The organism is Caballeronia sp. J97 (assembly GCF_905220305.1).
Classification (GTDB): Bacteria; Pseudomonadota; Gammaproteobacteria; order Burkholderiales; family Burkholderiaceae; genus Caballeronia.
This window is the reverse complement of the sequence record NZ_CAJMZL010000048.1, coordinates 1-14,509: the sequence shown is the minus strand read 5'-3', so window position 1 is coordinate 14,509 and position 14,509 is coordinate 1. Positions and strand designations below refer to the sequence as shown.

17 protein-coding genes are annotated in these 14,509 nt (G+C 62.9%); 6 read left to right on the top strand and 11 right to left on the bottom strand.

Features of this window, described 5'->3' with window-relative positions; translation table 11 throughout:
* Window positions 1–26 precede the first annotated feature (26 nt).
* The 8 genes from U4Y90_RS33865 to U4Y90_RS33830 form a co-directional block, all read right to left on the bottom strand.
* Complete coding sequence (locus U4Y90_RS33865) at window positions 27–710, bottom strand: isoprenylcysteine carboxylmethyltransferase family protein (protein WP_321801269.1); 684 nt, start codon at window positions 708–710, stop codon at window positions 27–29.
* Window positions 711–726: 16 nt separating this feature from the next.
* On the bottom strand, window positions 727–1,491 hold the full coding sequence (locus tag U4Y90_RS33860) for a ParA family protein (protein ID WP_321801302.1): 765 nt from the start codon (window positions 1,489–1,491) through the stop codon (window positions 727–729).
* 876 nt (window positions 1,492–2,367) lie between these two features.
* Window positions 2,368–2,877, bottom strand: coding sequence for a DUF1269 domain-containing protein (locus U4Y90_RS33855; protein WP_321801267.1), 510 nt, complete (start codon window positions 2,875–2,877; stop codon window positions 2,368–2,370).
* Between the two features lie 84 nt (window positions 2,878–2,961).
* Complete coding sequence (locus U4Y90_RS33850) at window positions 2,962–4,083, bottom strand: ABC transporter ATP-binding protein (protein ID WP_321801265.1); 1,122 nt, start codon at window positions 4,081–4,083, stop codon at window positions 2,962–2,964.
* 5 nt (window positions 4,084–4,088) lie between these two features.
* Window positions 4,089–5,126, bottom strand: a complete 1,038-nt coding sequence (locus U4Y90_RS33845) for a carbohydrate ABC transporter permease (protein ID WP_321801263.1) — start codon at window positions 5,124–5,126, stop codon at window positions 4,089–4,091.
* A 2-nt stretch (window positions 5,127–5,128) separates the two neighbouring features.
* Window positions 5,129–6,274 (bottom strand): sugar ABC transporter permease, encoded by a 1,146-nt coding sequence (locus tag U4Y90_RS33840; RefSeq protein ID WP_321801262.1) that lies wholly within the window; start codon window positions 6,272–6,274, stop codon window positions 5,129–5,131.
* 54 nt (window positions 6,275–6,328) lie between these two features.
* Window positions 6,329–7,807, bottom strand: coding sequence for an extracellular solute-binding protein (locus U4Y90_RS33835; protein ID WP_321801261.1), 1,479 nt, complete (start codon window positions 7,805–7,807; stop codon window positions 6,329–6,331).
* A 50-nt stretch (window positions 7,808–7,857) separates the two neighbouring features.
* Window positions 7,858–8,586 carry a GntR family transcriptional regulator gene (locus U4Y90_RS33830; protein WP_321801260.1) on the bottom strand — a complete coding sequence of 243 codons (729 nt, stop codon included), beginning with the start codon at window positions 8,584–8,586 and terminating at the stop codon, window positions 7,858–7,860.
* 131 nt (window positions 8,587–8,717) lie between these two features.
* Between U4Y90_RS33830 and U4Y90_RS33825 the strand changes: the two genes are divergently transcribed.
* Genes U4Y90_RS33825 through U4Y90_RS33815 form a run of 3 tightly spaced genes read left to right on the top strand, consistent with a single transcriptional unit; the run spans window position 8,718 to window position 11,962 of the window.
* Window positions 8,718–10,016, top strand: a complete 1,299-nt coding sequence (locus tag U4Y90_RS33825) for an L-fuconate dehydratase (RefSeq protein ID WP_321801258.1) — start codon at window positions 8,718–8,720, stop codon at window positions 10,014–10,016.
* A complete protein-coding gene (locus U4Y90_RS33820; protein WP_321801256.1) occupies window positions 10,004–10,879 on the top strand; it encodes an ATP adenylyltransferase family protein in 876 nt (291 codons plus the stop codon). The genes U4Y90_RS33825 and U4Y90_RS33820 overlap by 13 nt, the downstream gene beginning before the upstream one ends.
* 54 nt (window positions 10,880–10,933) lie before the next feature.
* Window positions 10,934–11,962: a S1C family serine protease gene (locus tag U4Y90_RS33815; protein WP_321801254.1), complete on the top strand. Its 1,029-nt coding sequence runs from the start codon at window positions 10,934–10,936 to the stop codon at window positions 11,960–11,962.
* Window positions 11,963–12,017: 55 nt separating this feature from the next.
* On the opposite strand, the gene U4Y90_RS33810 is transcribed toward U4Y90_RS33815, so the two are convergent.
* Complete coding sequence (locus tag U4Y90_RS33810; protein ID WP_321801252.1) at window positions 12,018–12,308, bottom strand: hypothetical protein; 291 nt, start codon at window positions 12,306–12,308, stop codon at window positions 12,018–12,020.
* Between the two features lie 280 nt (window positions 12,309–12,588).
* Here U4Y90_RS33810 and U4Y90_RS33805 point away from each other — a divergent pair, with 280 nt between their 5' ends.
* Window positions 12,589–12,762, top strand: a complete 174-nt coding sequence (locus U4Y90_RS33805) for a hypothetical protein (RefSeq protein ID WP_321801250.1) — start codon at window positions 12,589–12,591, stop codon at window positions 12,760–12,762.
* 53 nt (window positions 12,763–12,815) lie between these two features.
* Here U4Y90_RS33805 and U4Y90_RS33800 read toward each other — a convergent pair whose 3' ends face one another.
* Entirely contained in the window at window positions 12,816–13,190 is a 375-nt protein-coding gene (locus tag U4Y90_RS33800; RefSeq protein WP_321801249.1) for a hypothetical protein, read from the bottom strand.
* A 258-nt stretch (window positions 13,191–13,448) separates the two neighbouring features.
* On the opposite strand from U4Y90_RS33800, the gene U4Y90_RS33795 reads away from it, so the two are divergent.
* A complete protein-coding gene (locus U4Y90_RS33795; protein ID WP_321801248.1) occupies window positions 13,449–13,883 on the top strand; it encodes a hypothetical protein in 435 nt (144 codons plus the stop codon).
* An 11-nt stretch (window positions 13,884–13,894) separates the two neighbouring features.
* Here the strand turns inward: U4Y90_RS33795 and U4Y90_RS33790 are convergent, their stop codons facing one another.
* Window positions 13,895–14,101 (bottom strand): hypothetical protein, encoded by a 207-nt coding sequence (locus U4Y90_RS33790; protein ID WP_321801247.1) that lies wholly within the window; start codon window positions 14,099–14,101, stop codon window positions 13,895–13,897.
* Between the two features lie 108 nt (window positions 14,102–14,209).
* Here U4Y90_RS33790 and U4Y90_RS33785 point away from each other — a divergent pair.
* The coding region (locus tag U4Y90_RS33785; RefSeq protein WP_321801246.1) for a hypothetical protein at window positions 14,210–14,509 on the top strand (300 nt) is incomplete at its 3' end.

Here is a 14,509-nt window from a genome sequence, read left to right as displayed (position 1 = left end):
TTCCGTCGACTCGATGCAGCGAGCGCTTACCAGACGAATGGCACGAGCCGATAGCGCACGCGTCGCGCATACTGCGCATAGCCTTCGAGATGCGCGACGAGCTCGCGCTCCTCCATCACCGTGCGCCAGACGAGTCCCGCCAGCAGCAGCACCGAGAACGCAAGTCCCCACCACGAGCCGAGCACGAGCGCGCTCGCCGGAATCATGATGCAGGCGGCCGCATAGAGCGGATGGCGCACCACCGCATACGGCCCGCTCGAAATGACGCGATGCCCGCGCTCCGTCTGAATCTTCACGACGGGCGCGAGAAACGTGTTCTCGAGAAACACGCGCGCGACGAGCCAGAACGACACGGCGACGAGCGCCGATCCGGCCGAGGCGAGCCACAGCGGCATCGCGGACCAGCGAAAGCGGACGGCGTCGAGACCCATCAGGACGAGCCACGCGCACCACAGCATGCCCATCACGATGAGGAACACTTTGTCCCAGAGCGGTTGACCGGGCTGGATCGGCGAGCGCATGCGCTCCGCGAGCAAGGCGGGATCGCGCCGCGCGATGAGCACGGTCACCACGCCGCCGCCTCCGAACATCAGGCACATCCACGCCCAGCCCGCGCCCCATTCGAGCGTGCCTGCCGCGCCGAACAGCAACGCGATGAACAACGCGGCTTCGACGATGAATGAGATCGCAACTTTCGACGCGAGCCGCATGACGTGACGCGGCGCGTCAGCCGTTCAGTTCCTCGTGCAGCGCGACATACTCCTGGGCGAGCTTGTGACGCGGCTCGAAGTAGATCATCGGGCGCGCGTGCTGATGGCTCTCGCGAATTTTCACGGAGAGCGACAGATGCGAATTGAGCACGGGCAGATCCTCGCCGCGCAATTCGTCGACGAGTTGCTGCGGCAGGCTCGCGCGTGGCTGAAACTGGTTGATGACGATGCCTTCGACACTCAGATCCGGATTGTGATCGTGGCGGATTTCCTGAACGTTATCGAGCACCGAATAAAGCGCGCGGCGCGAGAAGTCGTCGCAATCGAACGGAATCAGACAGCGCTCGACCGCGATCAGCGCCGAGCGCGTGAAAAAGTTGAGCGCGGGCGGCGTGTCGACATAGACGGCGTCGTATTGTTGCAAGCCCTTCAATGCATCGCGCAGCTTGTAGATCTTGTAGCGCGATTCGAGCTTGCTTTGCAGCGCTTCGAGATTCGGGTGCGACGGCACGATGTCGAGATTCTCGAACGGCGTCGAATGGATGAAGGACTCGAACGCCGGTTCGCGAAAGCTATAGCTCAACGCGGATTCGAAGAAGCTCGCGAGATTCGGCTGCGCGTCGCGGGCCTGCGCGCCCAGCAGATATTGGCTCGCATTGCCCTGCGGATCGAGGTCGACGACCAGTGTGCGCAGGCCGCGCGAGGCGCTGATCGCGGCAAGATTGCAAACGATGGTGGACTTGCCTACGCCACCCTTTTGATTGAAGACCACACGGCGCATCGGGTTTTTCATCCTCGGTTTGTGAACGCTCGTTCTTTTACGCGTTCTGTCTGGGTCGATCGGTTCCCGGGGTGTGATCTTATCGCATCAAAATGACACGGGGTTTGGGTGGCTTGCTTGGGTGCTTTTCGCCGGATCGTGTGGTCGCGTCGGGCAATTGGCATTGCTTTGTGCGGGGCGGCAGTCACTTTCTTTGCTTACTTTGCTGCTGTGTTCACCACGGCTCTCGTGGAATCCCGTATTCGCGTCGGTCTATTAGCACTGCCCCTGTGCGGGGCGGCAGTCACTTTCTTTGCTGCTGCAAAGAAAGTAACCAAAGAAAGCAGCTCTCCCCATCCAAAGTACTCCACACCGGCCGCGGCACAGGCGATTGGCCTAATGGTCCACCAGTAGCGAGTGCCCTCACAAGCAGAACACGGCTTGGATCGCGCACGATCCGTCTCATCGCACAGCAATCCTTGCGGGTTCAGCACGAAATAGCGCCGGCCCGCTTCGCGGCCGACCGGTCCATCGGGTCTGCGTGTGCTTCTTTGCTAACGCTTCCATCTCACTGCATGCGCAGCCCGCTGGTTTCCCTTGTGGGCCCGGCGGCAGCGCGTAGCGCTGTGCCGATGCTCTTTTGTGCTGAACCAGTGTCCTTGAACGACTGGCTTGTCAGACCGTGTGCGAGCCAAGCCCTGTTCTGCTTGTGAGGGCGCTCGCTACTGGCGGACCATTAGGCCAATCGCCTGTGCCGGGGCCGGCGTGAGGTACTTTGGATGGGGATAGCTGCTTTCTTTGGTTACTTTCTTTGCAGCAGCAAAGAAAGTGACTGCCGCCCCGCACAGGGGCAACGCCAATAGACCACTAAAAAATCGGGATCCGGCGAAAACCCCATCAAGGAAACGCCGGAATAGTAGGATCGGCCCCTTCCACATCCGCCTCCGGATGATGACTCTTCACGAGCGCCTCGATTTCCTCGACGCGATCCTTCGGCACATCGACCATCATCAGCAATTCGCCGTCTTCAATCGCGTGCTCGAAACGCCGCAAGCGCGTATTCGGAATGCCCACGCCGATCATCGTCGCGGCCCAGGCGCCGAAACCCATGCTCGCGAGCGTCATGCAGACGACCGCGCCGCCCGCAATCGTCAATCCCGCCGGCGGAAACGCCATCGCGACGAGTCCGGCGAGCGCGCCCGTCACGCCGCCGGCAGCCGTTCCGCGGGCGAGCGCCGGCAAAAGATCGGTGCGTTGAACGAGCGTCGCCTGCGGCAAGTCCTCCAGCGGTTCATGAGGCCGCGCGAGCACATGAATATGCCGCCATTCGATTCGCTTCAGCAGCAGTTCGTCGATGATCCCCTTTGCGCTCGCCACACTCGGGAGCAAGAAATAGATGCGCCTCATGTCGCACCTCCCTATCGGATCTTTATAAATCCAATATAGACGACACGCACAGGAACGCTTTGCAGCGTGCGCAAACGCTTACGGTTATCCGACAGTCTGGCGAATGCGCGCGCCGTGCTCATCGAAGAAGTAGATGCGTTCGCGGTTCACGCGCACACCCGCAGCGCCGCCGATCTCGCCCGCGAACGTATTCGGCACCTTCACGATCATCTGTTGCTCGCCGACGTTCATCGTGACGAGCGAGTGATCGCCGATCAGTTCGACCGAATAGATGCGCCCCTGCCATTCGCCCTCACCTGGCGCGACCAGCGAGCATTCCTCCGGACGCACGCCGAGCGTCGCTTTGCCCTCGTGACGAATCGACGTCGCAAGCGAGACACCGGACGCATCGAAGCGTCCTTGCGTCAGCGCGCCGCGCAGAAAATTCATCGGCGGCGAACCGATGAAACCCGCGACGAACAGATTCGCCGGATCCGAATAGATGCGCGCGGGCGTATCGAGTTGCTGCAGCGCGCCCTTGTCGAGAACGGCCACGCGATGCGCGAGCGTCATCGCCTCGATCTGATCGTGTGTCACGTAGATGGTCGTGATGCCGAGCTCGTGCTGCATATGCTTGAGCTCCGCGCGCATGTGGCCGCGCAGCTTGGCATCGAGATTGGAGAGCGGCTCGTCCATCAGAAACGCCGCGGGCCGCCTCACGATCGCGCGCGCGAGCGCCACACGCTGACGCTGCCCGCCCGACAACTGCCGCGGCAATCGCGACAGCAACGGCTCCAGTTGCACGCTCGCGGCCACTTCACGCACGGCGGCATCGATCTCGGCCTTCGGGCGCTTTCTGACGATGAGCGGATATGCAATGTTCTCGAACACCGTCTTGTGCGGATAGAGCGCGTATGACTGAAACACCATCGCCACATCGCGGTCGCGCGGCAGTTGATGCGTGACATCGGTTTCGCCGACGAAGACCGCGCCTTCCGTCGCGGATTCGAGCCCGGCGACGATGCGCAACGCCGTCGTCTTGCCGCAGCCCGATTCGCCGAGCAGCACGAGAAATTCGCCCGCCTGCACGTCGAGCGAAAGGTCTCGCAGCACGCGCGTGTCGCCGAACATCTTGCCGACGTTCCTCAACGACACGCTCTTCGACTGGCGCGCCGCCGCGATCTTCGAGAGGCGAGCGTCGTCGACCTTCACCGCCTCGCTATCCATGACCGTCATCCTTTCACGGCTCCCACGAGAATGCCCCGCACGATGAAGCGCTGCAGCGTGAGCGTCAGCAACATCACCGGCAGGATCATGATGAGTATCAGCACCGACATGTTCCACCATTGCGGCCCGCGCGTCGCGTTCTGCGCGGCGACGAGCAGCGGCATCGTCTGCGCGTTCGCGGTCGTCAGAAAGAGCGCGAAGAGGTACTCGTTCCACGCGAGGATCAGCACGAGCAGGCTCGTTGCGACGAGTCCCGGCGCGACGAGCGGCAGCACAATGCCGAAGAGAATCGAGAAGCGCGTCGCGCCGTCGATCTGTGCGCTTTCTTCGATCTCGCGCGGCACGCCGTCGAAGAAGTCGAACATCAGCCAGACGACGATCGGCAGGTTCGCGGTCGCATAGGTGATGATGAGCGCGAGATGCGTGTCGAGCAGGCCGGCATCCTTGAAGATGAGATAGATCGGGATCACGGTGACGACGGGCGGCAGAATGCGCTGCGACACGACCCAGAACAGGATGTCATCGTTGTTCAGATGCCTGCGCGCGCGCCGCACGATCGGGCGCAGGGCGAGGAAGAAGAGCGCGAGCGCGACGGCCATCGCGATGCGCAGATCGACATGCCCCCATGCGACCGCCGCGATCAGCAGCGCGATCAACAGCACACCGAGACCGACCGCCGCGACCGGCGGACGATACGCGATGCGCGCGAGCGCATATGCGGCCATCGAGCCGAGAAAGACCGATGCCGCCGTGCCGCACGTCGCGATGATCAGCGAATTCATATAAGGGCGATACGTGTCCGGCCCGAGATCGACGAAGATGTAATGCCATGCATCGAGATGCGGCTTGAAGTCGACGAACGGAATGTAGAGCGGCCCCGTCGATACATCGACCGGCAGTTTGAACGAGGTTATCGCCATCCAGTAGAGCGGAAACAGAACGACGATCGACCATACGCCGAGCAGCAGATAAGCGATCGCCTTTGCGCCGATCGGCAACTCATCCAGACGCGCGGGCACGAACCAGCGTTTCAGCGAACTCATCGCTACTCTCCTCGCGCGCGCCGCACGACGAACTGGAAGAACGACACGCACGCGATCGTCGATACGAAGAAAAGCATGTACGCCACCGCCGATGCGCCGCCGAGATTGAGCGCGCGCCATTCGATGAATGCGTGCAGCGTCATCGATTCCGTTGCGATGCCGGGGCCGCCGTTGGTCAGCACGTTCGGCAAGTCGACGATCTTGAACGCCTCGATCAGGCGGATCAGCACGGCGCTCGCGGCCACCGGCGCGATCGACGGCCAGGTGACATCGCGAAACACGCCCCAGGCCGATGCGCCGTCCAGTTGCGCCGCCTCGATCTGCTCGCGCGACGTGCCTTCGAGCGCGGCGAGCATCACGAGGAACATGAACGGCACCCATTGCCACGTATCGCCGATCACGACCACGAGCCGCGCGAGCCACGGGTCCGCCGCCCACGCGATCTGCCCGAGGCCGAGCCACGACCAGATCGGGGCGAGCGGTCCGACCGACGTATCGGCCATCATGCGGAACATGTACGCGATGCCGACAGGCGTCACCATCAGCGGCAGAAAGAACAGCAGGCGAAAGAAGCGGCCGCCCGCGAGCGGCAGCGTGCATAGATACGCAAGCCCGAGCCCGATGAAAAATTGCAGCGCGACGCCGAGCACGACATAGAAGATCGTCACCATCAGGCTGCCTAGCGCGCCGCCGCCGCCGAGCGTATTCGCCGCGAGCCACACGAGCGCGAGGAATGTCGCGGCGGCAATCACGCGCCCGAGCGCGCCCATGATCGAGCGCCGGCCGCTTCCGACATAGCGATAGAACCAGAAGATCACCGCGAGCACCGCGATCGCGATGGTCGCGATGCTCACGATTCCCGGCGCACGGAACACGCCGGTGAAGTGATATTGCTGGCTGCCGGAGAAGAGCCGCACATAGTTGCGCAGGCCCGTGAAGGTCAGTTGATATCCGCCCTCGCCCAGCTCGAAACGCGTGAGCGAAAGATAGGCCGAAGTCACGAGCGGAAAGATCGAGAACGCGAGAATCAACAGCACGGTCGGCAGCACGAATACGAAGGGCGCCTGCCGGTCGAGCCAGTTCGCGACACGCGCGCGCGAGCCTCGCTCGTTTGCGACCGCTGCCGATGCATGCGACGGCGTATTCATCGAGTCTCCATGGTGAAGCGAGCGCGTCGCGCACCGGCGCGCTCGCCTTCCTCTTCACTTCGCGCCGATCGACGCCTTGTACGCGCGCAACTGCGTGTCCTTGCCGAGATCGTCGGTGATTTCGCTCCAGCCCGTGTCGATGGCTTTCATCGTCGCGTCCGCATCGATTTCGCCCGCGACGAAGCGCGCGACCGCCGTATCGAGCACGACCTGCTCATAGCGCTGATTTTGCGGAATGCGCAAATCGATGATCATGTTCGGGCTTTGCAGGCTCTGCTGAATCGCGCCGAGATACGACTTCGCGGCCGCGTCGCTCATGCCGGCTTTCTTCCATGCCGACATGTCCGTGAACTGCGAACGCCGGTAAGGATTGAAGCCCGATGCGCCGATCGTCACATCCACGTTCGACTGCGCCGGCTGACTCATGAACGAGAGGAACGCATAGGCCGCGTCTTTCACCTTCGGCTTCGCCTTCGCGTTGACGCCGCCCGACCAGCCGCCGAACGCCGCGAACGGTGCGTGATTCACGCCGTCGATCGCATACGGGCACCTCGTCTTGTCGCACGGCACGAGCTTGCCCGTGTCGCGGTCGACGACCTTGCGAGAGCCCGGCAGAATCACCGCACCGACCTTGTCGATCACCTTCGACTGTTTCGGATCGATTGCGAGCACGCCGACATCGCCCCAGTCGAGTGTCAATGCGCAATGACCGGAGATGAATGCACTGCGCGTATCGCCGACATCGAGATTGATTTCGTTGGGCGGCCCGTAGGTTGTCGATTCCTTGTAGACGCGCAGCGCTTCCTTGAAGCCGTCGTTGTTCACGAGCGACTTGAAGTTACGCGGATCGAAGAACGCGCCTTGCGCCGTGCCCTTCGATTGCAGATAGCCGCCCGCGATGGAGATGATCGCCCAATAAGCCTGCGCGTTGCGCTTCTTCGAAATGCACGAGCCCGCGACCGGCTTGCCGTCGCCGCCGAATACCTTGCCGTTGGCGGCCTTCGCGATGTCGAGGTAGTCGTCCCAGGTCTTCGGCGGCTCCTTGCCGAGTTGCTGAAGAATATCCGTGCGGTAATAGACCATCTGAAAATCGCCATCCAGCGCGACGAGATAGGTCTTGCCGTTGAACTTCTGCGAGAAGTCGACGAAGAACGGCATCACGTCGTCCTCCTTCAACGCCGCGTCTTTCGCGACGCGCTGCGTCAGGTCTTCGAGAAAGCCGCCTTTCGTGTAATCGACCATCCATTGCGGCGCGAACACGGCGGCATCGACGGAGTTCGTACCGGAAGCCCAGTCCGTCAATAGCTTCTGATAGAGATCGGAGAACGGCACCGTCAGCACGTTCACCTTCGCGCCCGTCAGCTTCTCGAACTCGGGCGCGCGGCGCTGCAGCGGCTCGGCGATCTGCGGACCGACGAAGGTCATCACGTTGACGGTCACGCCCTTGAAGTCCTCGGCCGCCATCGCCGGCGCTGCGGCGAGACATGCGGCCGCGAGCGCGGTCACCGCGCCCACTTGCTTGATCAGGTTCATCGTGTGTCTCCTCCATTGCGGTTGACTACGCTTCTTGTCTTCCTTGTCTCCTACTCCCTGAACAGGTCCGGTCTTTCAGCGGAGAAGCGCCGCAATTCCGCGACGACTTCATCCAGATGCCCATGCATCGCGCGCGCGGCGGCATCGCCATCGCGCGCGCGAATCGCATCGGCAATGCGCCTGTGCTCCGCGAGCGTATGTGCGTGGCGCTCGGGACTCGCCATCAGACGGCGCGCACGATCGAGCGCATTGCGCGATGCCGCGACAATTTCCTTCACGCGCGGCAGATTGATTGCATCGAGAAGCAGTTCATGAAACGCGAGATCGAGCAGATGAAACTCGCGGCGCAGACCTTGCTGCACGGCATCGCGTTCGCGTTCGAGATTAGCGTCGAGCGCATCGAGCGTTGTGTCGTCGCAAGTGGCGGCGAGCGTGCGCACGGTCTCCACTTCGAGTGCGCTGCGGATGAACAGATGCTGTCGTATGTCGTGCATGACGATAGGCATGACGCGCGTGCCGCGTTGCGGCAAGACTTCGACGAGGCCCACGGCCGCGAGCTTCGCCAGTGCGGACGAAACCGGAAAGCGCGATACGCCCATGCGCTCGCACACCGCGAGCTTGTCGATCATCATGCCGGGCTCCATCGCCAGATTGACGATGGCCGCGCGCAGCGCCTCCTCGACGGCGTCGGTGAGGCTGCCGCGCTCTGAACCGTGCAATCGGGGCAACGCGCGGTAAGGGTCGGCGGCGAGGCTGTTTTCATTCGTCGATGAGCTCACGCCGCCCTTGATTTCGCACTAACATGCTAGCAGGCTAGGAGGCGAAACAAGCCTTGTCAATGTCGTTTGCGCGAGTGCATTGCAGCATATCCGTACCTTCATGAAAGGCTCCGTTCAACGAGGAGATGAACATGACCCGCATCACGAAACTCTTCGTGCGCGATATCCGCTTTCCCACTTCGAGATCGCTCGACGGCTCGGACGCGATGAATGCCGCGCCCGACTATTCGGCCGCCTACGTGATCCTCGAAACCGATGCGCCCGGACTCGCCGGTCATGGCCTCACGTTCACGATCGGGCGCGGCACCGAAGTCGTGGTCGCGGCGGTCGAGGCGCTCGCGCCGCTCGTCGTCGGCAAGACCGTGGAAGACATTGCCGCGGACATGGGCGGCTTCTGGCGCGCGTTCACGTCGGACAGTCAGTTGCGCTGGATCGGGCCCGAGAAAGGCGTGATTCATCTCGCGACCGCGGCGGTCGTCAATGCCGTATGGGATCTCTGGGCGAAGAGCGAGCAGAAGCCCGTGTGGAAATTGCTCGTCGACATGAGTCCGGAGGCGCTCGTGAGCTGTCTGGACTTCCGCTATGTGACCGACGCCATCACGCCCGCCGAAGCGCTCGCCTTGCTGAAGCGCCTGCAAGGCACGCGCGGCGAACGCGAAAAGGAAATGCTCGCGCAAGGCTTTCCGGCCTACACGACATCCGCCGGGTGGCTAGGTTACGACGACGACAAGATTCGCCGGCTCGCGCGCGAAGGCGTCGCGGCGGGCTGGACGCATTTCAAGCAGAAAGTCGGCGGCAGTCTTGAAGAAGATATCCGGCGCGCACGCATCCTGCGCGAGGAAATCGGCCCGGACCGCAAGTTGATGATGGACGCGAATCAGGTCTGGGAAGTCGATGAAGCCATCGCGAACATGCGCCGTCTCGCGGAATTCGATCCGTGGTGGATCGAAGAGCCAACAAGCCCCGACGATGTGCTCGGCCATGCCGCGATACGCAGGCGCCTCGCGCCGATGATCGGCGTCGCGACCGGCGAGCATTGCCAGAACCGCGTGATCTTCAAGCAGTTGCTGCAAGCCGAGGCGATCGACTTTTGTCAGATCGATAGTTGCCGTCTCGGCGGACTGAACGAAGTGCTCGTCGTCCTGCTGATGGCCGCGAAGTTCGGCGTGCCGGTGTGTCCCCATGCAGGCGGCGTCGGCTTGTGCGAGTATGTGCAGCATATTTCGCTGTTCGATTACATCTGCGTTTCGGGCTCGCTCGATCATCGTGTCCTCGAATACGTCGATCATCTTCACGAACATTTTCTCGATCCCGTCGTCATCAGGAACGGACGATATATGCCGCCGCAGGCACCCGGCTACAGCATCGAGATGCATGCGGCATCGCTCGAACGATACGAGTTCGGCAAAGGAGAAGCATGGCGCGAATGAACACCCCTTCATGGCAGGACGTGGTTGCTCAAAGCGAACGCGCGCTCGCATGCGGCGCGCTGCGTTCGTTCGATACGGCGCAAAGCGTCATCGAAGACGGCGGCGTGCGCTTTCTCGTGCGCCAGGCCGCGAATCTCGCGCGCAAGGAGCAGGCATCGAAGCTCGCGGCGAAGTCCGCCGCCGATGCGGCGAGCGAATGGCGCGATCCGTTCTCGCCGTGCGAGGAAGCCTTGCGTGTCGGCGATATCGGCGAGCGGCACTTTCTGTTGCTGAACAAGTTCAACGTGCTCGCGCATCATCTGCTCATCGTGACGACGGACTTCGAGCCGCAGGAGTCGCTCATCGGCGAGGATGATTTCGCCGCGCTCCTCGCCTGCCTCGATCGCTTCGACGGGCTCGGCTTCTACAACGGCGGCAAGGTCGCCGGATCGAGTCAGCCGCACAAGCATCTGCAGATGGTGCCCCTGCCGCTCGATGGTCACGCATTGCCGATCGAAGCGGCCATCGAAGCGGCGCGCACGAACGGCATCTTTCGCGTGCCGCAACTCGCGTTCGCGCATGCGGCCGCATGGCTCGACGACGACAGCGCCGCCAACGTGCGCGCAACCTATCTGCAACTGCTGGATGCGATCGGCGTACAACCGCTCGATGTAATAGGGGTCGCGCATCAGGGCGCGCCCTACAACCTGCTCGTCACGCGCCGCTGGATGCTCGCCGTGCCGCGCAGCGTGTCGCATGTCGAAGGCGTCGCGGTGAATGCGCTCGGTTTCGCGGGCTCGCTCTTCGTACGCGATGACGCGCAACGCGACGTCATCGAAACGCTCGGTCCGATGAAGCTGCTCGCAAGCGCAACGATCTCTTGAAATCGGCTGCGGCGGCCCGCATGTCGGCTTCCAGACATCGGGAGTTCACAGCACATGGGAAGCCGGCCTCAATTCATCGACGATCTTGCGCGCGGCGCACAGAACGCCGCGCCCGCCGCCGCGCTCGACGATACCGCCCTGCTCGACGCCTATTCGCGCACGGTCATCGGCGCGCTCGAGCGCGTCCAGCAAGCGGTCGTGTTCATTTCAGTCGAGCGCCAGCTCGCCGACCCGCGCGGTGCGCGGCGCAACGTCGGCGGCACGGGCTCGGGATTCATCTTCACGCCCGACGGTTATCTGCTGACCAATAGCCATGTCGTGCACGGTGCGACACATATCGTCGTCACGCTCGCGGATGGCGCGCGCTTCGATGCGGATCTCGTCGGCGACGATCCCGCGAGCGATCTCGCGGTGCTGCGCATCGGCTCGCCGGAGCCGCTGCCGCACGTCGAGCTGGGCGATTCGGGCAGCCTGCGCGTCGGCCAGATTGCGATCGCGGTGGGCAATCCGCTCGGGCTCGCGCAAACCGTCACGACGGGCGTCGTGTCCGCGCTCGGCAGAACGCTGCGCTCCACGTCGGGCCGCATGATCTACGACGTCATCCAGACCGATGCCGCGCTCAATCCCGGCAACTCGGGCGGCCCGCTCATCAACTCGGCGGGACAGGTGATCGGCGTGAACACCGCGATCATTTCCGGCGCGCAAGCGATCTCCTTCGCGACCGCGATCGATACGGCGAAGTGGGTCATCATGCAGATCTTCGCGCATGGACGCGTGCGGCGCGCGTATATCGGCGTGGCGGGGACGACGACGCCGATCTCGCGGCGCGTGCAGCGCTTCTTCGAGCTCGCGTCCGCGAGCGGCGTGCATGTGATGGAGATCGTGAAAGGCAGCCCGGCCGCGCTCGGCGGATTGCGCACGGGCGATCGCATCGTCGCGGTGGATGGCATCGCCGTCGATAGCGTCGACGGCCTGCAGCGCGCGCTGGACGCATCGCGCATCGACAAGACGGTGAAGATCGCGGTGCTGCGCGGCACGCAGAAGCTCGATATCGACGTGACGCCGGTCGAGCAGACCGGTTGACGCTGCAGCGGCGCATGTCGTCAAGCCCATGCGCCGCCACGCACGTCGCTTCGCTTCATTTTCTGCTGCCGGTCTCCCGCGCCCGTTCCCCCGCGTGCCCCGTATCCCGTTCGCGCGCCTCGGCGAATGCATCCGCCAGGCGCTCGCGCAATGCAGCGGCATCGCGCCGCAATGGCTCGTTGGTCGACGCGACCATCAACGCATCGATGCGCCGCAGCCAGTACTCCGGCCGCATGACAGCATATCGCGTGGATTCGCCGCGCCCGTTCGTCGCGACGCGCTCCAGCTCCGCGATCATCCGCGAAATGTGCGCGAGTTCGTCCTGCGCGTGTTGATCGACGCTCACAGGGTTCTCCTCCCGGGTCCCGCGTCTCGATTGCAGCGCGGGTTCACCCATGCTAAACGGCACAGCCGAAAGGTTTATTCCAGCCGTGAAAGCAAACGAAGTCACGATGCGGTCCGCGCCTTGCGCTATCTGCGATGTCTCGACGGCTATGTGCGCTAACAGCCGGTCGCGCTCGCGTGGCTCCGGCTTAATGTGAAAGCAGCAGGCAGCGTTCGCGCGCACGGGCCGCCCCGTCGAACGACCCTGCCCTGTCGGGGAAGGTCCTAGAAAAAGGATTGCCATGACCACGCACAAGAAAAACCAGACGGCCATGCGCCGCGAAGCGTTCCGTTGCACGGGCGCACAACTCGATGCCATCTTGCGATTCGCCGAGGAACGCAAGCTCGATCATCAGCCGTTGCATATCGTCGTAGCCGAATACTGGCGCTATCAGGCGCACGCGAAAGCGGCCTGATCGTTCGTATTTCCCGCGGGTTTCGATGCATCGTCCGTGCGGGCCATGCGGCGCTATTGTCCCGAAAGCACCCGCTGCTTGAGCACCCAGATCGCGGTGGGCACCGCGTAATAGCCGCTGACATTGCCGGTGACGAGCTTGCCCGTCAACTGAATGCGCGCGTTCTCCGTGGGCGTCGCGTCGATGATCTGCACCGCCGACACGTTCGACTGTTGCCGCCCGCCTTGTCCCGTGCCCGCGCTCAGCACGCACACCGGACTCGCCAGCGAAAGCACCCACGCGGACTTCGCAGATGCATCGCCTTCATGCGCGGCCTGGCGCGTTGCCGTGCCTTCGAGCGTGACGACATCGCCGTCGTTATAGCAAGGCGCCGCCGCCGCGGAGCCAGCCATCAGCACGAGCAACCAAGCACTGGCTTTCGCAATCATGCGAACCTCGCGAAGAGCGCGTCGCAAACGCGCGGATCCGGGAAAGAAGTTCAGCTACTTTAGGTGATAGCCGTGGGGGTCGCAACCTGCGGCCAATGCGTGATCGCCGCCTCTCCTTTCAAAACCATCATGCGGGAACGCGCGTTGCTGAAGTTCTTCTGACGAATCGAAGAGCGCGGATCACGAATCGAACACCGCGCACGGATGACATCAGTTGCTTGGTCTGCGAAGCGCTGCGGACCAACAGAGGGGGCGACGATGAATCAGGTCATAGTTGGCGTGTTCGGTTCCTATCGGGACGGACACGACGCGCTACGCGCATTGCAACTCGCAGGCTTGCGGCGCGACGACGCGCATCTTTACCGGGCGGGACGCGGCGAAATCGACATCGATGCATTCCTGCCGCCCGCGCACGACGAGGACGATGCAGAATATGTCGCGCATGGCGAGCATCAGGGCGTGATCGGCGCGCGCAACCGGTTCGCGCCGCAGGAGCCGGTTCCACAGCGCCCAGGCACGCTGCCCGCCAGCGATGACGCCGCGCCGCAGCGCACCTTGCTCGTCATCCGCATCACCGATGACATCAAGCCGGGGGCCGTCGGCGAAGTGCTTCATGAGCACGGGGCGATCGCGGTGAAGGACGCGAGCGGCCACTGGCGCTTTTCGCCGTTCAGGAATCCGACTGGCGTCTGAGTGCGCGCGTGTCAATGCATGCCCGGGTGAGGCTTGCGCACGGCGGACCGCATATCGGATTCGGTGCGTTCGTCCTCTTCGGTCGCATCGTCCTGCAAGGGCTCATTGGCGAGATCGCGCGCTTCCTGCGCCGCCGCGGCCGCGCGCAGCCTTCGACAGTGCGCCGAATGGCGGAATGTCGCGAGCATGCGGACGACTTCGCGGGTTCTCGTTCTCATTGTTGCCTCCCTCGAAGCAGTTGAGAAACTACTTTAAGTGTAGGCGGCAAATCCTCAGGTGCAAGGCGATCGAGCGAAATAATAGGCGCGCGTGAAAAAGCCGGACGGATGCTCGCGCACACGTCCGGCTTTGGGTCACTGCTGCAGCTACTCACTTTTACGTCACGGTTTGATGCTACTGCGGGTACTGTTGATACATTTGCTGCTGTAATTCTGTTGCTGTGCTTCTGCTGCTTCATTTCTATTGCCGTACTTCTGTTGCTTCATTTCTACTGCGGTATTTCTGCTGCCGTACTTCTGCTGCCGTACTTCTGCTGCCGTACTTCTACTGCTGCACTTCTGCTGCTGCACTTCTACTGCTGCACTTCTACTGCTGTACTTCTACTGCTGTACTTCTACTGCTGTACT

Bases quoted from the DNA above. Each gene is read 5' to 3' on its own strand.
- U4Y90_RS33800 (WP_321801249.1), bottom strand. From the start codon at position 13,190: ATGATTGCGAAAGCCAGTGCTTGGTTGCTCGTGCTGATGGCTGGCTCC.
- U4Y90_RS33795 (WP_321801248.1), top strand. From the start codon at position 13,449: ATGAATCAGGTCATAGTTGGCGTGTTCGGTTCCTATCGGGACGGACAC.
- U4Y90_RS33825 (WP_321801258.1), top strand. From the start codon at position 8,718: ATGACCCGCATCACGAAACTCTTCGTGCGCGATATCCGCTTTCCCACT.
- U4Y90_RS33835 (WP_321801261.1), bottom strand. From the start codon at position 7,807: ATGAACCTGATCAAGCAAGTGGGCGCGGTGACCGCGCTCGCGGCCGCA.
- U4Y90_RS33840 (WP_321801262.1), bottom strand. From the start codon at position 6,274: ATGAATACGCCGTCGCATGCATCGGCAGCGGTCGCAAACGAGCGAGGC.
- U4Y90_RS33820 (WP_321801256.1), top strand. From the start codon at position 10,004: ATGGCGCGAATGAACACCCCTTCATGGCAGGACGTGGTTGCTCAAAGC.
- U4Y90_RS33805 (WP_321801250.1), top strand. From the start codon at position 12,589: ATGACCACGCACAAGAAAAACCAGACGGCCATGCGCCGCGAAGCGTTC.
- U4Y90_RS33790 (WP_321801247.1), bottom strand. From the start codon at position 14,101: ATGAGAACGAGAACCCGCGAAGTCGTCCGCATGCTCGCGACATTCCGC.
- U4Y90_RS33850 (WP_321801265.1), bottom strand. From the start codon at position 4,083: ATGGATAGCGAGGCGGTGAAGGTCGACGACGCTCGCCTCTCGAAGATC.
- U4Y90_RS33860 (WP_321801302.1), bottom strand. From the start codon at position 1,491: ATGCGCCGTGTGGTCTTCAATCAAAAGGGTGGCGTAGGCAAGTCCACC.
- U4Y90_RS33865 (WP_321801269.1), bottom strand. From the start codon at position 710: ATGCGGCTCGCGTCGAAAGTTGCGATCTCATTCATCGTCGAAGCCGCG.
- U4Y90_RS33845 (WP_321801263.1), bottom strand. From the start codon at position 5,126: ATGAGTTCGCTGAAACGCTGGTTCGTGCCCGCGCGTCTGGATGAGTTG.
- U4Y90_RS33855 (WP_321801267.1), bottom strand. From the start codon at position 2,877: ATGAGGCGCATCTATTTCTTGCTCCCGAGTGTGGCGAGCGCAAAGGGG.
- U4Y90_RS33815 (WP_321801254.1), top strand. From the start codon at position 10,934: ATGGGAAGCCGGCCTCAATTCATCGACGATCTTGCGCGCGGCGCACAG.